Origin of the sequence: Rheinheimera sp. UJ51, assembly GCF_020819615.1 — a bacterium.
Lineage (GTDB): Bacteria > Pseudomonadota > Gammaproteobacteria > Enterobacterales > Alteromonadaceae > Alishewanella > Alishewanella maricola.
Map to the genome: position 1 here is coordinate 1 of NZ_JAJHOG010000010.1, position 21,623 is coordinate 21,623.

Sequence of the window (21,623 nt, forward strand, 5' to 3'; positions counted from 1 at the left end):
GGTTTCCAGCGCTTGGCTAATATGCATAAAAAAAGCCTACAGAGTTCATTCTGTAGGCCTTTATATACCAACCACTGGATCGGTCAACCGATCTGAAAAGTTCTTAACTGATCGGCATTAGGCTTTCGCCGGTTTTTTTTAGAACAATTCTTCGACTTCTTCGGTTTTTTCAACCGGCTCTTCGCCAAATTGAATTTGCGGTACACTTCCGGAAACGTATTGCGTCGGCTCCGTGCCCAACTTGAAGTATTCAAAGGTACTGCTGTCATCGGTGCGACGGCTTAACAGCCCAGTGGCCTGATCAATACGTACTGAAGAAATACCTACGGGAGTCGGTAAAGACTTTTCAGCATAAGCCGGCAATACGACTCGCATGTAGTTTAGCCAAGCTGGCAGAGCAGTACGAGCGCCAGACTCTGTGCCTGCGCTTTGATTTCTGTCTAAATTGGCATTCCACAAGGCACGGCCTAAGCTGCGGTTAGCATCATCAAAACCGACCCAACTTGTTACAACAAGTTGCGGGGTAAAGCCTGAAAACCAGGTATCTTTAGAGTCGTTGGTGGTACCGGTTTTACCCGCAATATCTCGACGTTTTAGGCTTTGTAATTGCCAAGCCGTACCATTCCAGCCTGTGCCTTGCCGCCAATCGCCACCGCCCCAAACGCTGCTTTTTAAGGCATCGGCGATTAAGAACGCATTTTGGGCAGAAATAACTTGTGGCGCATATTGTTCTGTCGCCATGGCGTTAAGGTCAGTTAATTCATCCACTGTCGCGTCGGTTAGCTCGGTTGAACTGCCAGCATTTTGCTGTTCGCCACAGGCTTGGCAAGCCAATAACGGTTGATGTTGATAAACCACTTTACCTTCGGCATTGATAACTTTATCAACAACATAAGGCTGAACCAAATGGCCACCGTTCGCAAAAACGGCATAGCCGGTAACCACTTCTAATGGCGTTAATGAGGCTGAACCCAGCGCGAGCGTTTCGTTACGTGGTAGGTCACTTTGTGCAAAGCCAAATTTTTGCAAATGGGCAATACTGGCATCAACCCCGATACCGCGCAGTAAGCGGATCGACACCACGTTTTTGGATTTAGCTAAAGCTTCACGGATGCGAATTGGCCCATCATAAACGGCGGGTGAATTCTTCGGCCGCCATGCAATACCTGCGTTATTATCCCATTGATGGATGGGAGCATCATTCATAATGCTGGCTAGGGTATAGTTTTGCTCTAACGCCGCAGAATAGATAAAAGGTTTTACATTTGAGCCGACTTGACGCTTGGCTTGTGTGACGCGATTAAATTGGCTTTGTGAGAAGCTGTAGCCACCAACCAATGAGCGGATAGCACCGTTTTGCGGATCTAATGCCACCAAAGCACTACTCACTGTTGGCACTTGGCTTAAGCGCCAGGCATTATCTTGCTGACGCACTAAAATACTCATGCCGGGGGCTAAGATGCTGGCGGCAGATTTTGGTGCTGTACCTTGGCGATCATCAGCGATAAAATTACGTGCCCATTTTAAGCCATCCCATTCCAAAGTGAGAGTTTGGCCGCCTTTTAAAATCACTTCCGCACTTTGTTGCGCCACGCTCAATACTACCGCTGGCACTAAATCTTCGATGCCCTGTTGTTGCTCAAGAAACTGCGTAAGTGCCGCTTCATCTAAACGCGCGCTTTCGCTAAACACAGGAGACTCATCATCGTTACTGACAAATTCGGCCTGCCACGCTCTGGCAACAGGGCCACGATAACCATGGCGTTCATCGTAATCGTAGATATTTTGCTGTAACGCTTGTTTGGCAGCGGCTTGTTGTTGACTATTGATGGTTGTAAAAACTTTAAAACCATCAGCGTAGGCGACTTCTTCACCAAATAAGTCAACCATTTGTTGCCGAACCATCTCAGCAATATAGGGTGCTGATGCGGTAATTTGTGCACCATGCAAGCGACTGGTCACAGGTGCCGCTATGGCTTTTTCATAAGTTGCTTGATCGATAGCGCCGGTATCGAGCATCCGGCCTAACACCACATTGCGTCTGGCGCGAGCGTTACTGGCAGAGCGTACGGGGTTGAGGATGGAGGGCGCTTTAGGTAAACCCGCGATAATGGCAATTTCGTCAACCGTCAGTTCAGTGACAGACTTACCAAAATACACTTGTGCAGCCGCACCGACACCAAAAGCACGTTGACCTAATTCAATTTTATTTAAATAAAGTTCTAAAATTTCTTGTTTAGTCAGTAGCTGTTCAATGTGGATCGCTAAAAAGATCTCTTTTACTTTACGAATGATTTTTTTCTCACGCGATAAAAAGAAATTTCGAGCTAATTGCTGGGTGATGGTACTGGCACCTTGGCTTAATTCACCCGACGTCGCTACCACACTGGCGGCACGAATAATACCAATAATATCAATACCAGGATGTTCATAAAAACGGGTATCTTCGGTAGCTAGGAAAGCCTCGAGCAATAAGGGGGGCATTTGCTCTAAGGTTAAAGGGATGCGGCGTTGCTCGCCAAACTGTGAGATCAGTTCGCCATCAGCGGTGAATACTTGCATTGGGGTTTGCAGCCGCACATCTTTTAAAGTGGCAACATCAGGTAGATCATCTTTTACAACAACATAGGTAATACCGATAGTGGCGACACCTAAAAATGTCATCAAGACGAACAAAATAAAAAGCTTTTTAACCCACGACACCGTTGGCCCCCAATTTTTAACTCCCAATTTGACAATAACGCTGCTAGTATATATTTATTAGGTTGAGATTAAACGCTTTTTCTTGCCAAAAACCTGTGACTGGGCTAAGAATACCTAAACAAAAATCGATAAATAATAATACGGCTGCAAGGCGCTATGATTAAAAGCCTGTTTAGTAAACAATCACCCATAATGGTGGGCATTGACATCGGTTCTCACACCGTTAAGGCAGTGCTATTAAGTATGCACAGTGGCTACTACAAGGTAGAAGCCTTTGCCGTGGAGCCCATGGTAAAAGGCGCAATGGCGGATCGTGAGATCCAAGACATTGAAGCTGTTGGTAATGTGCTGGCGAAAATTCGTAAAAAAATTCCACGCGGTGTTAAGTTCGCGGCTGCAGCTATTTCTGGTTCTACCGTTATCAGTAAGGTCATTTTCATGGATGTGTCATTAACTGACGCTGAACTTGAAAGCCAAATTGAAGTTGAAGCGGATACCTTAATCCCTTATCCATTAAATGAAGTTAGCCTCGACTTTGAAAAGCTTGATGTTAATGAAGCCGACCCCTCTAAAGTTAACGTGCTATTGAGCGCCGCTCGTACGGAGAGTTTAGAAGCACGAGTCGCTGCCCTAGCCGATGGTGGCTTTACCGCAAAAGTGGTCGATGTTGAAAGCTATGCGTTAAGTCGGTCAGCAGAGTTATGTTTAGGTCAGTTACCTGCGGATGCCGGCAATAAAGTGGTTGCCATGATAGATATTGGCGCAACCATGACGTTATTAAGCATCGTTGAAGGCGGCAAAACACTCTATACCCGTGACCAAGTATTTGGTGGCGAACAATATACTCGCAGTATTTTGTCTTACTACAATAAAAGCTACGATGAAGCTGAAACTGCCAAAGTATCCGGTGATTTACCCCCAAACTATACCTTCGAAGTGTTAGCGCCTTTCCAAACCATGTTATTACAACAAATCCGGCGCGGTATTCAAATGTACTTAACCAGCAGTGGTAAAGAAACACTGGATTACATCGTGGTGTCAGGTGGTTCAGGTATGATTGAAGGTATCGATAAGTTATTAATTGACGAGTTAGGCATTCATACCGTGATTGCTGATCCTTTTAGCAGTATGGAAGTGGCGTCGTCAATTGATCGCGATCTTTTAGATAAGCATGCTCCACAATTAATGGTAGCCAGTGGGTTAGCCTTAAGGAGTTTTTCGCCATGGCACATATAAACCTACTGCCGTGGCGTGATGCGGCTCGAAAGGAACGTCAGAAAAACTATGTGATGGTATTGGCTTTTACCGCATTAATGAGTTTTTTGGTATTTTTCTTAATTAATATGATTTACAACGCCCGTTTAGAAGGCCAAGCGAAGCGTAATCAGTATCTGCAAAGTGAAATTAGCATCTTAGATCAACGTATTGCTGAGATTAAACGTTTAAATGAAACCAAACGCAGCTTGCAACAACGTTTAACATTGATTGAGCAGTTACAAAGCAGCCGAAATTTAGGTACGCAAGTGATGTCTGAAATTGCGACCATCATTCCAAACGGTGTTTATTTGACGCAATTGGAGAAAAAAGGCTCAATGTTACTGTTAGTGGGGAAAAGTGAGTCAAATAACCGACTGTCTAATATGCTGCGTGAAGCGGAGCAGTCAGAATTATTAGCAGAGCCTTACCTCGAGTTTATTCAAGCTGCTAAAGAGCGCTCAAGTTTATTAAGTGATTTTAAAATGCACTTAAAAATTGTCGGCTTTGAAGCCTTAGACAATAGCAACGAAGAGACAAAAACCAATGCTCAGGGAGGCCGGAAATGAGCCTCAACATGAAGTTATCTGATATTGATGTCAATGATTTAGACCTAGACAATATGGGTTCTTGGCCTGTATTGGTCAAAGCGATTTTTGCCGCTATTTTAGCGGCCTTGGTCTCAGTTATCAGTTATTACTTATTAATCGACAGTAAAATTGACGAGTTGGCGAGCGCAAAACAAAAAGAAACCGAGCTGATGCAATTGTATCAAACCCGCTATGCGGTTGCGGTGAACCTAGAAGCGTATCGCGAGCAAATGAAAGAAATGCAAGATTCATTAGCTTTCTTATTAAAACAACTACCTACCACGTCTGAAACGCCTGGTTTGTTGGATGACATTACTTATGTTGGCACCACAAGCGGTTTAGTTTTTTCCAAAATTAACTGGGAGCCGGAAGTCGAAAAAGAATTCTACACCGAGCTGCCAATTAAGATTGATGTAACCGGCGATTACCATCAATTCGGTAACTTTGTCAGCGAAGTGGCTAAATTACCGCGTATTGTCAGTTTGCATGACTTTAATATTCAAGCTGAGAAAGACGGTAAACTACGTTTTAACGTGGTCGCAAAAACCTATCGCTATAAGGAGAACAGCCAATGAGAGCCATACTGCTAGCCGGTACCTCAGTGCTGCTACTCAGCGGTTGTTTTGACAGCGTCGACCATATTCAAGCGCATATGGATAATGTAAAAGCCAATACTCGGCAACGTATTGAACCGTTACCGCAAGTAAAAGAGTTTTCGCATATCAGTTATGCGGCGGCAAATGAGCGCAGTCCTTTTGCAGAGCCTACGCCAGAAGCAATTCAGGAACGACTCTTGCAACAACAAGATTGTTTGTATCCGGATCCTAATCGGCGCAAAGAACTGCTGGAAAGATTTGCGTTGGAAAATCTGACAATGCGCGGTACTTTAGGTGATGGCGATAAACTCTGGGGCTTGATTGAATCTGCTGACAAGTCTTTATACAGAGTAACAATTGATAATTATTTGGGCTTATTCAGCGGCAAAGTAACCAATGTAGAGCCAACTTATATCGATTTACTGGAATTAATTCCTGATGGTTCTGGCTGCTGGGTGGAACGTGAAACACGGATCCAGATGTACGATGCTGCGACTGCAGGTAACTAGGTGTGCGAGTGAATCATGGATAAATTAATAAAAATTAAAAATGTAGGACGCAAAGTTAGCAGACTTGGTTTGTTATCGTGGTTATTGCTTGCTTTACCTGCTAGTGCAGCGCCCTTGCTCTACGAGGTTCGTTTCAATCCATTGCTGAATGGTGAAACTGAGATCGAGTTCGTGTTTGATGAGCCGTTGCTGCAAGAGCCAGACATCAGCTTGTTAAATGAGCCATCTCGTTTAAACGTGCGCTTTGCTGAAGCTGAGCTAGAACAGCGTATTGCCGATGTGGCGATTAATAATGCCGGCGTTAGCCGAGTGAAGTCTACCTTGTCTGAAGGTGGCATTAATGCTGTTATCAGCATGGATTCCTTAAAAGTCTACCGCACCAGACTTGATGGTAATGTCTATGCTGTGCATCTCGCCGATTCACCGCAAATTGTTAAAGCGGGTTCGACATCTGAGCTTAATCCAAGCTTTATTAATAAATTACAGGCGATTGATTTTCGTCGTGGTGATAAAGGCGAAGGCCGAATTTTAGTATTTTTAAAAGAAAATGCAGCGGCCGTTGATGTGCAAGAGCGTCTTGGCAAATTAGAAATCGAATTCTATAACACCGATATTCCCGATGAGTTACTTTATCAGCTTGATGTCGGCGATTTTGCGACTGTCGTTAAAGGTATTGAAACCTTTAAAACTAAAACCTCAACGCGTTTAGTGATTGATGCCACAGATCAGTTCACCTTTAACTATCAGCAAATCGACAATATTTTTACGGTTACTATGCAACGTGATTTGACCAGCCGGAGTATTTTAGGCGGTGGTCGTGATTATAAAGGCCGTGCTATTTCTTTGAACTTCCAAGATATTCCGGTAAGAACCGTACTGCAAATTATTGCCGATTATAACGGCTTTAACTTAGTCACCAGCGATTCTGTTGTTGGCAATATTACTTTGCGCTTAGATGGTACTCCGTGGGATCAGGCCTTAGATATCGTGATGCGTGTTAAAGGCTTAGATAAGCGTATGGAAGGTAACATTCTGTTGGTGGCGCCAACGGAAGAGTTAGCCGCGCGTGAAGCGAAAGAATTAGAAGTATTACAGCGGGTGGAAGAGTTAGAGCCACTGTATTCAGATTTCTTACAAATTAATTATGCAAAAGCCGTTGATTTAGCCCTGTTGCTATCTAACAAAGACGCAACCTTACTTTCACCTCGCGGCAGTGTCGTCGTGGATGAACGCACCAATACCATCTTAATCAAAGATACAGCCCGTAACATTGAAAACGTCCGCAGATTAATTGAACGCTTAGATATTCCTGTACGCCAAGTCTTAATCGAATCGCGTATTGTTACGGTAAATGATAGCGTAACGGATGAGCTTGGTATTCGTTGGGGCTTTAGTGATCAACAAAGCACCAGTGGCGGTGATCGCGGTGTCTCAGGTAATGCCACCGGCGCTAATGGTATTTCAACGGGTGGTTTCCCAGCGTTAGATGATCGTTGGAACGTAAATCTGCCCGTTTCTAGCCCTGCTGGCAGTATTGCCTTTCACGTTGCTCGGTTAGCTGACGGTACTTTGTTAGATCTTGAATTATCGGCGTTAGAGCAAGAGAACAAAGGTGAAGTGATTGCCAGTCCACGCATCACAACCTCTAATCAAAAAGAAGCGAGTATTGAGCAGGGTGTTGAAATCCCATACGTGCAAGCGGCTTCCAGTGGTGCGACAACGGTAGAATTCAAGAAAGCGGTGTTGAGCTTAACGGTGACACCGCAAATCACCCCAGACAACAAGATTATTTTAGACTTAGTCATTACCCAAAATACCCGTGGTGAGACAGTACAAACGCCTACAGGCCCAGCTACGGCTATTGATACACAGCAAATTAAGACGCAAGTGTTAGCCGACAATGGTGAAACTATCGTGTTAGGCGGTATCTACCAGCAGCAAGTGGTATCAACGGTCACTAAAGTGCCGTTACTAGGTGATCTGCCTTACATGGGTGTGTTATTCCGCAACAAAAGCGAACTAAACGAGAAAAGTGAGCTGTTAATTTTCGTTACACCGCGCATTTTGACTGAAGGCCAGCCTTAATTCAGGCACAAGCGATGGTCGCTGACCATCGCTTGTGCTGATGACGCTGTCAGAATTAACTTGCCAATGAAAGGGCATTCCTGACATAATTCAGCGCTTCAAATTTTCGTGGGAGCCTAGTGGTCCTTGAATTCAACTTTTCTTTGAGTTAGCTGATTTAGCAATACGACATATGGCAGAAAAACGTAATATCTTCCTTGTGGGGCCAATGGGTGCAGGTAAAAGCACAATCGGCCGCCATTTAGCAGACATGCTGCATCTTGATTTTTATGATTCTGATCAGGAAATTGAACGACGCACTGGTGCCGATATCGCCTGGGTTTTTGACCTTGAAGGCGAGGAGGGTTTTCGGGTGCGTGAGGAAAATGTCATTCAGGATCTAACTGAATTACAAGGAATAGTATTAGCGACCGGTGGTGGCTCAGTTATCAGTAAAGAAACGCGCAATAGGTTATCTGCCCGCGGTATCGTGGTCTATTTAGAAACACCTATTGAAAAGCAAGTGGCCAGAACACAACGTGATAAAAAGCGGCCATTATTGCAAACAGAAGAAGAGCCAAAAGAAGTTTTAGAACGTCTGGCCGCTGAACGCAACCCGTTATATACGGAGATTGCTGACTTTACTGTTCGTACCGATGAACAAAGCGCCCGCAATGTAGCTAACCAGATTATTGAGCAACTGGGTTTTTAATCGTTAAAGGAGAACTGCATATGCAAGAAGTTGCTGTACAACTTGGCGAGCGCAGTTATCCCATCATCATCTCCGATACCTTTCCTGCATTACTACCTGAGCTAGCGAAAGCGACTCAGGTAGTGATCGTTTCAAATCCTACTGTTGCTGAACCTTATCTGGCCGCTGTCAGCGCGTTATTCCAGCAACCGGTAAAACATTTCCTTTTACCAGATGGTGAAGCCTATAAAACGCTGGCATCGTTTGAGCAAGTGCTATCCTTTTTGTTAGAGCAAAAAATGTCACGGGATGTGGTGCTTGTCGCATTAGGTGGCGGCGTAATTGGTGATATGACCGGTTTTGCTGCAGCGTGTTTCCAACGTGGTGTGCGCTTTGTACAAATTCCGACCACCTTATTGGCGCAAGTTGATTCATCTGTCGGTGGTAAAACCGCAGTTAATCATCCGTTGGGTAAGAATATGATCGGTGCGTTTAAACAGCCCGAGCAAGTGTTAATCAATACCAGTGTGCTTGGCACCTTACCTGATCGTGAATTTGCTGCAGGCATGGCAGAGGTGGTGAAATACGGTTTATTAGGCGATGTTGCTTTTATTCAGTGGTTGTTAGCTAATGCGCCGGCTATTCAACGTAAAGAGCCGCTAGTGTTAGCGCAAATGATTAAACATTGCTGCCAAATGAAAGCCGATATTGTTAGTCGTGATGAAACCGAGCAAGGCGACCGTGCCTTATTAAACCTTGGTCATACTTTTGGTCACGCTATTGAAGCCTTTTTGGGCTACGGCGAGTGGTTGCATGGTGAAGCGGTTGCCGTTGGTATGGTGATGGCGGCTAAACTTGCGCAGAGTCGAGGTTGGTTAAGCGATAACGACCTCACTCAAACCATCGCATTATTGCAGGCTTTTAACTTACCTACTGTTGCACCTGCACAGATGAGCATTGCAGACTTTCTGCCGTATATGAAAACAGATAAAAAAGTGAAAGAGGGCAAGATGCGTTTTATTCTGCCAACGGCGTTAGGTGCCAGTAAAGTGGTTGCGGATGTAACCGAGCACGAACTTAGCCAAGTTTTTGCCTGATGAAAGTACGCGGCCTCCAACAACAGCTGGCCAATTCTGGATATTTGCTGCCCTCGCAACGTGATGTGCTATCGCGCTTATTATTTCAATTAGCCTTTAATGATTTTTCCCGCCTCGCCATTATTGGTGCTTCAGGCAGTGGTAAATCGACATTGGCTCTCGCCTTAGCTGAGTTATTTTCTGAAGCTGAAGAAATCTCGGTCAATGTTGCGATGCTCCAAGCACCGATTGCTGAGGCATTATTAGCTTCGCAGCTCGGTAAGCAATGGTTCGCGACCAGTGATTTAACCGAGCAAAATCTATTGCAGCGTTTGCAAAACGTTGACGCCGATACCCGTTATATTTTAATTACCGATAACCCCGAGCTATTAAGTGCTGAGCAATATGCTTGGATCTTAAGTTTATCGGTGACATTATTTGTCTTCACGACGCAAGCGGATAGTCAGATGCAGCTTAATTTGACGATCCCAGGGCTTACTTTAGCGGATTGCGAGCAGTTGTTACAGGCAGAACAATTAGATCCATTAGCGTTAGCAGAACGCTTTGCCAACTGTCAGAATAACCTGCATAAATTAATTAGCCCAGCGCCTGCACGAACGGCGAGGGCGGCACGTGAGGCCGTGGTCAGCAGACCCAAAGCCCCCTTAATTGCTGCAGGCGTAGGCGCGGCACTGATCTTATTGTTTATCCTCACTAGCTGGTTAAATTCAACACCTTCTGCAGATCAGGCAAAGCCTGCTACAGAGATGGCCATTGTCCCCATGCCGCAAGTGCAATCAGCTACAGCAAGCCCTGAAACGATTGGAGTAGCGAGTGAATCGGCGCAGCTTGACTTACCTAATGACGCCAAGTTGCCAGAGTTAGCTGAAGTAGAAGCCGAAACCGAGCCAGCTATAGTCGCCATGCCCAGCAACGCTGAGAACATTAAGGCTGCTGTTATTGACGAGGCCAAAACGGTAGTTGCAGAACCGACAGTAGCAACCACATTAAATAATGTGCAGCCATTACCCGATAAGTTATTACAAGAATCAGTGCTTACCCCTGAGCCCGAAGTGAAACGCGAACAAGACTCGCCGAAGGTGCATCAGCACGGCGCATTACTTGCCACGCCTGCTCAACACTTTGTTGTGCAAATCGCGGTATTATCGAGTGAAAACGCGTTAAGCCGATTTAAGCGTAACTATCCAAAATTATCGATACAAGTGTATCAACGCAGTTGGCAAGGCCGAGGTCAATGGGTCATCGTCAGCCAAAGTTTCGCCAGCAATACCGCCGCTAAACAGTATGTGCAACAATTACCCAGCGCGCTGAGCTCAGCTGGGCCTTTTATTAAAAGTGTGGGTGCTGTCCAGCAAGAGATCAAAGCTTGGCAACGATTGCATCTGGCCCAAAGTAGTCAGGATAATTAAGTGGTACAGAAAAGAAGTCGTGCCTTTTTAAAGTGGGCGGGTGGTAAATATAATTTAGTCGAGCAATTGCAGCGGCATTTGCCCGCAGCTGATTGTTTGGTTGAGCCTTTTGTCGGTGCGGGCTCCGTTTTTTTGAACACGCATTATCCGTCTTACAAGCTAAACGATATTAATGCTGATCTGATTGAATTATATAAGATTGTTCAGCAGCAGCCGGAGCGTTATATTGCAGACGCCCGTCAACTTTTTGTGCCCAGTGCCAACGAGCGCACGAGCTATATCCGCTTTCGGCAGCAGTTTAATGAGCAACAAGATACCTATCAACGTGCTTTGTTATTTTTGTATTTGAATCGCCATGGTTACAACGGTTTATGTCGTTACAACCTGTCTGGCAAATTCAACGTGCCTTTTGGTAGTTATAAAAAGCCTTATTTCCCAGAGGCTGAGCTGTATTTCTTTGCGGAAAAAGCACAACTCGCCGAGTTTACCTGCAGCAGCTATCAAGATGTCTTTCAGCAGTTAACTGCTGGCGCCTCCGTGTATTGCGATCCTCCTTATGTCCCTTTAAGTAAAACGGCCAGTTTCACCAGCTATGCGCGGCAAGGCTTTACTTTGGATGATCAGGCGCAGTTAGCGATTTTAGCCGAGCAAGCGCAGGCCAATGGGCATAGCGTGTTGATCAGTAATCATGATACGACTTGGACGCGCAAGATTTATCAGCAAGCAGAGCTGCACACCATAAACGTTAGTCGTTCGATCAGTCAAAAGGGCAGTGCCCGGGGTAAGGTTGCAGAATTATTTGCGTTATATCTGGCCGAGCAAAAAAGCAGTTAAGGGACGACGAAGCTAACGATCAATAATAAGACACCCACAAATAGCGCTGCCATCAGAATGCCTGTGACAATGTAAGGTACGGCGCTGTCGCTTTGAAAATCTTGTAAGCGTTGTTTTTCAGACTGTACGCCAATAAAAGCGCCCAGCACGGCTTTGATAATTTGCCATGTACTTGCTTTGGTGTGGCTCATACTAAGAAACTAAGAAGGGTTATTGTTGCTAGGAGACATACGGCTTAAAAGCTCTAGAAAATCAACAAAATGGAACTGTACAGAGCGACTATCGCCAGACAACCAACTCACCCAATTACGTTGAGTTTCTTTACAGCCAGCAAGGTTGTCAGCAGAGCATTGCGACAAACTATCTATTTGCCAAAGCGCAAAAGCAAACAACACGCCACTGATGGCAAGCATTGATTTGCTGGTTTTAGTTAGTTTCATGTTAAATCCTGTTAACGACGCATAACTTCCTTATATTAGTAGATTACACCACCAGATACAAGCTGATTATTTATTAAGCACTGTATCGGTGGCGTAGGCTAGCGATGGAAACGGAAATTAGAAGCTTTTTGATACGCCAAAAATCACACGGCTATCACACAGGTAACAATCTTTAATATCGGTATCGATATAGGCTAATGATAAACCAAGACCCAATACCTCAGTACTGACCGTGACACCGTAGTCTAGGTAGCTTAATGAGCTATCGTCTGAATATTCGTTTTGACCAACATGAAAATCAACAGCCAGATTATCGGTTAATGCTAAGCTGTAACCGGCATAGACATAGTAGTAATTACCACTGTTGCCGTAGTAATCATCGCTGTAAGCCAAACCTAAGCTGAAGTCTTTGTAAGCCACAGAGCCGTATAATTCCCAGAAGTTAGAGCCTTCGAACTCGGTGTTTGGGTAGCCATAACGCATAATACCCACGTCGGCCGACCAACCTTCAGCAATATCACCGCTCCAACCTAACATAACGTCTAGCTCTAAAGTGCCAGTACCACCGAAATCAACGCTTGAGCCCCATACTGATAAATAGATGCCTGACTCATCACTTAAAGTTAAACCACCTTGTAAGGCTGCCGCTTCGTCCGTTTGTGAAATACCACGGAAGGCATAGTCAGAAACAAAGGTGACATCGCCACTCACTTCTACCGCGTGGCTCTGCATGCTGGCCGCGCTCATGGCTACAAATAAGGTGCTATAAGTTGCTACAGATAGTTTTTTTAATAATGTCATTGTTGTTTCCCCTCATATTGGATTCATTTAATTGTTTCCAAGATATATGCCATGTGGGAATTCTCATTAATAAACAGCAGTTTAGTTTTTTTAAGCGATTTAGCTTACTAAGCTTTGCGACATCTTGGTGCAGCTATGCTTGTATTTTGTGCAGCACGGCTTAAGCCGTTGATGCATTCTGTTGAATAATTCAGTAAAGTCGGTGTTTTTCCAAGGAGAACACTGATGCAACCATTTTTAATCGCGCCGTCTATTCTGTCTGCTGACTTTGCTCGCCTAGGTGACGATGTAGCCAAGGTGCTCTCTGCTGGAGCGGATGTGGTGCACTTTGATGTGATGGATAACCATTATGTCCCCAATCTCACCATGGGGCCGATGGTCTGCCAAGCGTTACGAGATTACGGTGTAACGGCCCCCATCGATGTGCATTTGATGGTTGAGCCCGTCGATAGCATGGTGCCGCAGTTTGCTAAAGCCGGCGCCAGTATTATTACTTTTCATCCGGAAGCCTCTCGGCATATCGACCGTACTTTACAGCTGATCAAAGAACACGGTTGCCAAGCCGGCTTGGTGTTTAATCCGGCGACACCGCTTAGTTATCTGGATTACGTCATGGATAAAATTGATGTGGTGTTATTGATGTCGGTGAATCCCGGTTTTGGTGGCCAGAAGTTTATTCCTGCTACGCTCGATAAGTTACAAGAAGCACGGCAACGTATTACGCAAAGTGGTCGGCCAATCCGTTTAGAGGTTGATGGTGGCGTTAATTTAGATAATATCGCTGACATTGCTCGTGCGGGTGCTGATATGTTTGTCGCTGGCTCGGCTATTTTTAACACGCCCGATTACGCGGCAACGATACAAGCGATGCGAGCTGAATTAGCAAAAGTCTGCTGTTAATGGCTTTTTTGCTGCGAGCTTAGCCGACAACAGCGTATAATAACGCGCTTACATGGTTTTAAAACAGGATACTGCAAAGAATGAGTCGTAAACCGATAGTGCTTAGTGGCGCACAACCTTCAGGACAATTGACGATTGGTAATTACCTTGGGGCATTGCGTCAATGGGATGAAATGCAAAATGATTACAATTGCTTGTATTGTATTGTCGATTTGCATGCCATTACGGTGCGTCAAGATCCTACGGCGCTGCGAAGTGCTTCCTTGGATAGTTTGGCACTGTACTTAGCCTGTGGGATCGATCCGGCTCGTTCTGCGGTCTTTATGCAGTCACATGTGCCTGAACATAGCCAATTAGCCTGGGTATTAAATTGTTATACCCAGTTTGGCGAATTAAGCCGTATGACACAGTTTAAAGATAAATCAGAGCGGCATAACAATAACGTTAATGCCGGTTTGTTTACTTACCCGGTGTTAATGGCGGCCGATATTCTGCTGTATCAAGCGAATCAAGTACCTGTAGGTCAAGATCAAAAGCAACATTTAGAATTAGCTCGTGATGTTGCCAGCCGCTTTAATGCGTTGCATGGTGATATTTTTACGGTGCCTGAGCCCTTTATCCCAGCGGTAGCCGCGCGGGTTATGAGCCTACAAGAGCCGCAAAAGAAGATGTCAAAGTCAGATGAAAACCCTTGGAATTTCGTTGGCTTATTAGAAGATCCCAAAGTGATCAGTAAAAAGTTTAAAAAAGCGATGACGGACTCTGAAGATCCACCACGCGTTTACTTTGATCAAGAAAATAAACCTGGTGTAGCAAACTTATTGAATATTCTCAGTGGTGTAACTGGTAAAACGGTAACAACCTTAACCAATGAATACGAAGGTAAGATGTACGGCCATTTAAAAACAGATGTGGCCGATGCCGTGATTGGTTTATTAGAACCGGTACAGCAGCGCTTTAAAGAAATCAGAGCGGATCAAACCTATATGCAGCAAGTCATGCGAGCTGGTGCTGCCAGTGCTCGTGAGCATGCTTGCAAAACGTTAGAGCAGGTGAATGCCGCTGTTGGTTTTGTCACGCCTTAAGTTGGTTTGGGTCTGGAGTTAATCCCCTATGCTGCTGATGATCGACAACTATGATTCTTTTACTTGGAATCTGGTGCAATATTTTGCTGCCTTAGGGCAGCAAGTTGTGGTGCGCCGCAATGATGACATCAATGTCGAACAGATCCGCAGCATGGCTCCGCGTTATCTGGTGATTTCACCGGGGCCGGGTAATCCTAGTCAAGCGGGCATCAGTTTAGCCGCTATTGAGGCTTTTGCCGGTCAGATCCCCATTTTGGGGGTTTGCTTAGGACATCAAGCGATAGCACAAGTATTTGGGGCTAAAGTGGTGCGGGCGCCCCGCGTGATGCACGGTAAAAACTCGATTATTCAACATCAGCACCAGTCGGTGTTTCAGCAGTTACCCTCACCACTGAGTGTGACGCGTTATCATTCGTTGTTGGTAGAGGCCGCAAGCTTACCGGCAAATCTGCAAGTCAGTGCCACAACTATCCCGCTTAATGAAAACGAGCCGCCTGAAATTATGGGCCTGTTCGACCCGGCTTTAGCACTTCATAGTGTGCAATTTCATCCGGAAGCGATTCTCAGTGAGCAGGGACAACGTATGCTTGCAAATTTTTTAGCAGTGACTATTTAAGCTTTTCATAAAAATAACGCGGTTTACCGCTAAGGCAAAGGCTGCTGCATCTCGCCGAGCATTTCGCTTTCATTGAATATTCTTAAGAAGCGCTTGAATATTCATTTCCACTGCAAATCTATCTGTATCCCTTGTTTTTTCAGGTGTTGCTACAGATGTAGATGCAAGACAACGTCAGTTTAATCTGTAATAATGGCGCTATCACGATGTCAATACTGACACCCATACGTGCAAGCTATTCCCTACAAATAAGCAAAAGAGGAACACGAATATGACCGCAGAGATCCAAGTAACCCGAGCTTTGTTCGATGACGTAATGGTACCCAATTATGCTCCGGCAAAATTGATACCGGTAAAAGGGCAAGGCGCTCGCGTTTGGGATCAAGAAGGTCGGGAATATATCGACTTTGCAGGTGGTATTGCGGTCAGTAGCTTAGGTCATTGTCATCCGGCGTTAGTCAATGCGTTAAAAACGCAGGCTGAAAAACTGTGGCATTTAAGTAATGTACTCACTAACGAGCCCGCGCTGCGTTTAGCGAAAAAGTTAGTCGACGCGACCTTCGCCGAAAAAGTGTATTTTTGTAACTCGGGTGCTGAAGCTAACGAAGCGGCCTTTAAATTAGTGCGTCGTTGGGCTTTAGACAATTTTGACGAGAGCAAGCAAGAAATTATCTCGTTTGGAAAGAGTTTCCATGGCCGGACATTCTTCACCGTCACGGTCGGCGGCCAGGCGTCCTACTCTGACGGTTTTGGTCCAAAACCCGGTGCCATTGTGCATGCTGAATTTAATAACTTAGACAGCGTGAAAGCGCTGATCTCGGATAAAACCTGCGCCATCGTTGTTGAGCCCATTCAAGGTGAAGGCGGCATTATTCCCGGCGATGCAGCGTTTTTAAAAGGGTTACGTGAGCTGTGTGATCAGCACAATGCCTTATTAGTTTTTGATGAAGTACAAACAGGCGTTGGTCGTACAGGCCAGTTATATGCGTACATGAACTACGGTGTCACGCCCGATATATTAACCACGGCAAAATCGCTTGGTGGCGGTTTCCCAGTGGGCGCTATGTTAACCACCACGGCGATTGCACAACATTTAAAAGTGGGTACCCATGGTAGTACTTATGGCGGTAACCCCTTAGCTTGCGCCGTTGCTGAAGCCGCAATCGACACCATCAATACCCCTGAAGTATTAGAAGGGGTATTGAAAAACGAAGCCATTTTCCGTGAGTGTTTAGCCACGATCAATGCCGAGCACAAGGTGTTTGCCGAAGTGCGTGGTAAAGGCATGTTGTTAGGTGCGGTATTAAACGAGCAATACAAAGGCCGGTCACGTGAGTTTTTCTTAGCAGCAGCTGAGCATGGTTTATTTGCTTTAGTTGCTGGCACCGATGTTGTGCGCTTTGCACCCTCTCTGGTCATTACCGAAGCTGAAATTCGTGAAGGTATGAAGCGTTTTGCGGCTGCCGTGGCTCAAGTTGTCAAAGGCTAAGCGGTTTACGCGTTTTTGCTTGTCGATAAGCGTTAATTCAACTGCATGCTCAGTCAAACTCGGGGCTTTTAGCCCTGAGTTGCGACCGCGGCCTGTATCAGAATGGAGTAAGCTAGCATGATGGTGATTCGCCCGATCCGAGCGAATGATTACCCCGCACTGTACCAAATGGCGGTAGAGTCAGGACATGGCTTTACCTCGTTGCCGGTTAATGAAGAGCTGCTGATGCGTAAAATCAGCCGTTCAATGGCGTCTTTTAATAAGACCGTCAGTTCGCCCGGAGACGAAGGTTATTTGTTTGTGCTGGAGGATACGTCGAGTGGCCAGGTGTGTGGTACCAGCGCGTTAGAGGCCGCCGTAGGGCTAGAAGATGCGTTCTATCATTATCATCTTGGTAAGGTCGTGCATAGCTCGAAAACCTTAGGCGTGTACAAAACGGTCGATATCTTGACGTTATGTAATGACTACACGGGCGTGAGCGAATTATGTACTTTGTTTTTGCGACCGCCGTTTCGCCAGAAGTTTAATGGCCGCTTGTTGTCTAAAATGCGCTTTTTGTTTTTAGCTGAGTTTGCTGAACGCTTCTCAGATAAAATCATTGCCGAGTTACGTGGCGTATCTGATGCCCAGGGTAACTCACCATTTTGGCAATGGTTACAAGCTCACTTCTTTTCAGTTGATTTTCCAACGGCAGATTACCTAACCGGCATTGGTCAAAAAGAGTTTATTGCCGAACTGATGCCAAAATACCCAATTTATGTCAGTTTGCTGAGCAAAGCCGCACAGCAAGTGATTGGTCAGGTGCACGAACAAACCCGCCCGGCGCTAGCTTTGTTAGAGTCTGAAGGTTTTTCTTGTCGTGGTTACGTCGATATTTTTGATGCAGGCCCAACGGTAGAAGCGCGCATTTCACAGATCAGAGCCATCCGCGACAGCCAGCGTTTGCAAGTGCGCATTGCTGAGGCAACTGGAAGTGGTGAGGCCTATATGATTTGTAATACGACGCTAAGCGAGTTTCGAGCTTGTTGGGCAGAGTTGCAACCGCAGGCCAATAGTACAGAAATTAGTATTCCCGCCGAACTCGCTACTGCCTTGCAGGTCAATGCTGGTGAGTGGGTACGGATCAGCAAATTATAATAATAGGAGAGACAGATGAGCCAAGCAGTGCAGTTTATTAACGGTCAATGGCAGGCAGGTGAAGGTCAAGCTTTTCACTCTATCGATCCCGCAAAAAATAAGGTTATTTGGCAAGGCCAAGCGGCCAGTGCCACGCAAGTTAAGCAAGCGATCCTCGCCGCGCGTCAAGCACAAATTGCTTGGGGAGACTTGGGTTTTGCAGAGCGTGTGGTGTTCGTCAAACAGTTCGCCGCCCAACTAAGCAGCCATAAAGAACAACTGGCGGCCTGTATTGCTGAAGATACCGGTAAAGCGTTATGGGAAAGCCTAACCGAAGTGGGCGCCATGATCGGTAAAATAGACATTTCAGTGCGCGCCTATGAAGAACGCACCGGCACCAAAGAAAACCCGATGCCACAAGGACGAGCGTTTTTACGTCATAAACCACATGGTGTTGTGGCGGTATTTGGCCCGTATAACTTTCCTGGCCACTTGCCTAATGGCCACATTGTACCTGCACTTCTCGCAGGTAATACCGTGGTGTTTAAACCGTCGGAATTAACGCCAAAAGTAGCAGAATTAACCGTTAAATTATGGCAACAAGCCGAACTTCCCGCCGGTGTGTTAAACCTAGTGCAAGGTGAAGTTGATACAGGTAAAGCCTTGGCCAGTGATGATGGCATTGATGGTTTGTTCTTTACCGGGAGTTCTCGCACCGGCCATTATTTACATCAACAGTTTGCCGGCCGACCAGAAAAAATTCTGGCACTGGAAATGGGCGGAAATAACCCCTTAATCGTGCAAGATGTGGCAAATATTGATGCTGCGGTGCACGATATTGTGCAATCGGCCTTTATTACCTCAGGCCAGCGCTGTACTTGTGCTCGTAAGTTATTTTTACCTGTAGGCGTTAAAGGTGATGCGATTTTACAGCGCTTGTTAGAGGTGAGCCGCAACATTCAAGTGGGTGAATACGATGCCCAGCCGCAGCCATTTATGGGGGCCATGATCTCCGTCCAAGCGGCGAAAGGGATGTTAGCCGCGCAGCAGCAGCTGGTGGCGTTAGGCGGTGAGATCTTACTGCCGTTAAGCCAACCTTATGCCGATAAAGCCTTGGTCACGCCAGGTATTATTGAGTGTACGAACATTAGTGATTTTCCAGATGAAGAGCACTTTGGTCCTTTGTTAAAAGTGTTCCGCTTTAGCGATTTTGATGCCGCCATTGCTGCTGCGAATAACACTAGCTTTGGTTTGTCAGCGGGCTTGTTAAGCGACAGTCATGAACTCTATCAACACTTCTACAAGCATATTCGTGCGGGTATTGTAAACTGGAACCGGCCTATCACAGGTGCCAGCTCAGCGGCGCCTTTTGGTGGTATAGGTAAAAGTGGTAATCATCGTGCTAGCGCTTACTATGCCGCCGATTATTGCGCTTATCCCGTGGCGTCGGTGGAGTTAGAGCAAGTGGTGTTACCTGAACAATTGTCACCCGGCTTACAGTTTTAAGTGAGTCAGTTCATCGGCGCTTCGGCGCCGATTTGTTTTTCATGACATTGTTTGCTTAAATAAAGAGAGCTGATAACACAACATTTTGGCTGTTTATCAGCAAAACTCGCCGCACTATGACAATATAGGTACAGTATGGTTATTGATAAAGTCGGTTATGAGCATCTTATTCAGTTTTTAACTGAACATTTAGATTTATTTACAACTCAAGGCCCCGCAGATGCGTCGGGTAAATCGATAGGCGCTTTATTAGAAGAGCATATTGCAGAGCAAATTATTACCTTATGCACGCAACATCAAGAACTCGAAATGAATCATCGCGCACTGATTATCCGTGAGGTTGACGGTATCATGTATGATTTCCAAGAAATTCTTGCCTCGGTATTAGACAATCCCGCCACGCCACAACAAGTCGAATTAATTAACGAGATCGCGCTGTTAATTAAAAATTTATTTGATAACGCCATTGCCGCATTATTTGATTAACAATTGCTGATATTGCCCGCGCAAAGGTTATGGCTGCTTGGCAGCCAATGTGCGATTTTACTGGCGGCACACGGGGCTTTTACGTAGAATATCCACCCTTATTTTCAAGCTGAGATACGATGATGAAAGCCAAGGTCAGTTGGGTCAACGGGTTAACCTTTTTAGGTCAATCTGAGAGTGGTCATGCCGTAGTATTCGATGCCGATCGGGACAGTAATACTGCACCGACACCCATGGAAATGCTATTGATGTCAGCCGGCGCATGTTCTTCGGTTGATGTGGTCAGTATTTTAGAAAAAGCACGTCAGCAAGTGTCTGCTTGCCGGGTTGAATTATCCGGTGTGCGCGCTGAGACCGTGCCTAAAGTCTTTACTGAGCTGCATTTACATTTTGTTGTTAGCGGTAAAGCCTTAAGCGAAAAGCACGTAGAGCGAGCCGTGAGCTTGTCTGCTGAGAAGTATTGCTCAGTGTCTATTATGTTATCGCAAAGCGTAAAAGTAACTCACTCATTTAGTGTTGAAGACGCTGAGTGAATCAATTGTCTGCACGGTCGGGCTGAAAGTTAACTACGGCGTATTTGGGCGTCGTTAGCGGAGAGCAAAGAATTGGTTAAGCCTTTTGAAAAACTGAAACTGCACGGATTTAATAACCTGACTAAAAGCTTAAGTTTTAGCATTTATGATATTTGTTATGCAAAAACAGAACAGCATCGTCAAGAATATATTGAGTATATCGATGAGCAATACAACGCTGATCGTTTAACCGATATTTTGACCGAGGTGGTGGATATTATTGGCGCCAATGTTTTGAATATTGCCCGGCAAGATTATGATCCTCAAGGTGCCAGCGTGACCATTTTGGTCAGTGAAGAGCCGGTACTGGTTGATCCGGACAATACTGAAAACCCTGGGCCATTACCTGAAGCGGTGGTTGCGCATTTGGATAAGAGCCATATTTGTGTGCATACTTATCCTGAAGTACACCCGCATGCCGGTATTTGTACGTTTCGAGCTGATATTGAAGTATCAACCTGTGGCATTATTTCACCGTTAAAAGCGCTGAATTATTTGATCCACAGTTTTGAATCGGATGTGGTGACCATCGATTATCGCGTGCGGGGTTTTACGCGTGATATTAGTGGTACTAAACATTACATCGACCATCCGATCACGTCGATCCAAAACTTTATGGATCACGATACCAAGAAAGCCTTCCAAATGATTGATGTCAACGTTTATCAGGAAAATCTATTCCACACCAAGATGATGCTAAAAGAAGGTGATTTAAACAATTACTTATTTGGTATGGGCACGGATTCGATGACCGCCGATGAACAAAAAGACATCAGTAGTAAGGTGTTTCGCGAAATCCGTGAAATTTTCTACGGTCGCAATTTGCCAGAAGTAAAATAACGGCAATGTCAGACAGTACGGGCAA

22 protein-coding genes are annotated in these 21,623 nt (G+C 45.5%); 18 read left to right on the plus strand and 4 right to left on the minus strand.

What is annotated here, in order from left to right:
• Positions 1-138: 138 nt before the first annotated feature.
• Positions 139-2,703, minus strand: a complete 2,565-nt coding sequence (locus LMJ53_RS12510; RefSeq protein ID WP_229586481.1) for a penicillin-binding protein 1A — start codon at positions 2,701-2,703, stop codon at positions 139-141.
• Between the two features lie 156 nt (positions 2,704-2,859).
• Here LMJ53_RS12510 and LMJ53_RS12515 point away from each other — a divergent pair, with 156 nt between their 5' ends.
• The 9 genes from LMJ53_RS12515 (at position 2,860) to LMJ53_RS12555 (ending at position 11,747) form a co-directional block, all read left to right on the plus strand.
• A complete protein-coding gene (locus LMJ53_RS12515; RefSeq protein WP_229586483.1) occupies positions 2,860-3,939 on the plus strand; it encodes a pilus assembly protein PilM in 1,080 nt (359 codons plus the stop codon).
• Positions 3,927-4,526 (plus strand): PilN domain-containing protein, encoded by a 600-nt coding sequence (locus LMJ53_RS12520; RefSeq protein WP_229586485.1) that lies wholly within the window; start codon positions 3,927-3,929, stop codon positions 4,524-4,526. Before LMJ53_RS12515 ends, LMJ53_RS12520 begins: the two co-directional genes overlap by 13 nt.
• Positions 4,527-4,534: 8 nt before the next feature.
• Positions 4,535-5,122: a type 4a pilus biogenesis protein PilO gene (locus LMJ53_RS12525; protein ID WP_229586487.1), complete on the plus strand. Its 588-nt coding sequence runs from the start codon at positions 4,535-4,537 to the stop codon at positions 5,120-5,122.
• A complete protein-coding gene (locus tag LMJ53_RS12530) occupies positions 5,119-5,652 on the plus strand; it encodes a pilus assembly protein PilP (RefSeq protein ID WP_229586489.1) in 534 nt (177 codons plus the stop codon). Before LMJ53_RS12525 ends, LMJ53_RS12530 begins: the two co-directional genes overlap by 4 nt.
• Positions 5,653-5,667: 15 nt before the next feature.
• The gene (locus tag LMJ53_RS12535; protein WP_229586491.1) at positions 5,668-7,737 is read left to right on the plus strand and encodes a type IV pilus secretin PilQ; all 2,070 of its coding nucleotides are present in this window, start codon (positions 5,668-5,670) and stop codon (positions 7,735-7,737) included.
• 172 nt (positions 7,738-7,909) lie between these two features.
• Positions 7,910-8,428 (plus strand): shikimate kinase AroK, encoded by a 519-nt coding sequence (gene aroK / locus LMJ53_RS12540; RefSeq protein WP_226751065.1) that lies wholly within the window; start codon positions 7,910-7,912, stop codon positions 8,426-8,428.
• Positions 8,429-8,448: 20 nt separating this feature from the next.
• A complete protein-coding gene (aroB, locus tag LMJ53_RS12545) occupies positions 8,449-9,504 on the plus strand; it encodes a 3-dehydroquinate synthase (protein ID WP_229586493.1) in 1,056 nt (351 codons plus the stop codon).
• Positions 9,504-10,913 (plus strand): SPOR domain-containing protein, encoded by a 1,410-nt coding sequence (locus LMJ53_RS12550; protein ID WP_229586495.1) that lies wholly within the window; start codon positions 9,504-9,506, stop codon positions 10,911-10,913. The genes aroB and LMJ53_RS12550 overlap by 1 nt, the downstream gene beginning before the upstream one ends.
• Positions 10,914-11,747 carry a Dam family site-specific DNA-(adenine-N6)-methyltransferase gene (locus LMJ53_RS12555; RefSeq protein ID WP_226751068.1) on the plus strand — a complete coding sequence of 278 codons (834 nt, stop codon included), beginning with the start codon at positions 10,914-10,916 and terminating at the stop codon, positions 11,745-11,747.
• Here LMJ53_RS12555 and LMJ53_RS12560 read toward each other — a convergent pair.
• From LMJ53_RS12560 to LMJ53_RS12570, 3 genes are all read right to left on the minus strand, one after another.
• Positions 11,744-11,938, minus strand: a complete 195-nt coding sequence (locus LMJ53_RS12560; RefSeq protein WP_229586497.1) for a DUF2970 domain-containing protein — start codon at positions 11,936-11,938, stop codon at positions 11,744-11,746. The genes LMJ53_RS12555 and LMJ53_RS12560 overlap by 4 nt on opposite strands.
• A gap of 9 nt (positions 11,939-11,947) precedes the next feature.
• Entirely contained in the window at positions 11,948-12,187 is a 240-nt protein-coding gene (locus LMJ53_RS12565) for a hypothetical protein (RefSeq protein WP_229586499.1), read from the minus strand.
• 117 nt (positions 12,188-12,304) lie between these two features.
• Positions 12,305-12,988: a TorF family putative porin gene (locus LMJ53_RS12570; RefSeq protein ID WP_229586500.1), complete on the minus strand. Its 684-nt coding sequence runs from the start codon at positions 12,986-12,988 to the stop codon at positions 12,305-12,307.
• A gap of 222 nt (positions 12,989-13,210) precedes the next feature.
• Between LMJ53_RS12570 and rpe the strand changes: the two genes are divergently transcribed.
• From rpe to speD, 9 genes are all read left to right on the plus strand, one after another.
• A complete protein-coding gene (gene rpe, locus LMJ53_RS12575; protein ID WP_229587000.1) occupies positions 13,211-13,888 on the plus strand; it encodes a ribulose-phosphate 3-epimerase in 678 nt (225 codons plus the stop codon).
• 80 nt (positions 13,889-13,968) lie between these two features.
• Positions 13,969-14,973, plus strand: a complete 1,005-nt coding sequence (gene trpS / locus LMJ53_RS12580) for a tryptophan--tRNA ligase (RefSeq protein WP_229586502.1) — start codon at positions 13,969-13,971, stop codon at positions 14,971-14,973.
• A gap of 28 nt (positions 14,974-15,001) precedes the next feature.
• Positions 15,002-15,589, plus strand: coding sequence for an anthranilate synthase component II (locus tag LMJ53_RS12585; RefSeq protein ID WP_229586504.1), 588 nt, complete (start codon positions 15,002-15,004; stop codon positions 15,587-15,589).
• Positions 15,590-15,860: 271 nt separating this feature from the next.
• Complete coding sequence (locus LMJ53_RS12590; protein WP_229586506.1) at positions 15,861-17,078, plus strand: aspartate aminotransferase family protein; 1,218 nt, start codon at positions 15,861-15,863, stop codon at positions 17,076-17,078.
• A gap of 117 nt (positions 17,079-17,195) precedes the next feature.
• Complete coding sequence (astA, locus tag LMJ53_RS12595; RefSeq protein WP_229586508.1) at positions 17,196-18,215, plus strand: arginine N-succinyltransferase; 1,020 nt, start codon at positions 17,196-17,198, stop codon at positions 18,213-18,215.
• 15 nt (positions 18,216-18,230) lie between these two features.
• Entirely contained in the window at positions 18,231-19,700 is a 1,470-nt protein-coding gene (gene astD / locus LMJ53_RS12600; protein ID WP_229586510.1) for a succinylglutamate-semialdehyde dehydrogenase, read from the plus strand.
• A gap of 135 nt (positions 19,701-19,835) precedes the next feature.
• A complete protein-coding gene (locus LMJ53_RS12605; RefSeq protein WP_229586512.1) occupies positions 19,836-20,186 on the plus strand; it encodes a DUF3802 family protein in 351 nt (116 codons plus the stop codon).
• 122 nt (positions 20,187-20,308) lie between these two features.
• Positions 20,309-20,719 carry an OsmC family protein gene (locus LMJ53_RS12610; protein ID WP_226751078.1) on the plus strand — a complete coding sequence of 137 codons (411 nt, stop codon included), beginning with the start codon at positions 20,309-20,311 and terminating at the stop codon, positions 20,717-20,719.
• A gap of 72 nt (positions 20,720-20,791) precedes the next feature.
• Complete coding sequence (gene speD / locus LMJ53_RS12615) at positions 20,792-21,598, plus strand: adenosylmethionine decarboxylase (RefSeq protein WP_229586514.1); 807 nt, start codon at positions 20,792-20,794, stop codon at positions 21,596-21,598.
• The last annotated feature ends 25 nt before the right edge of the window (positions 21,599-21,623 follow it).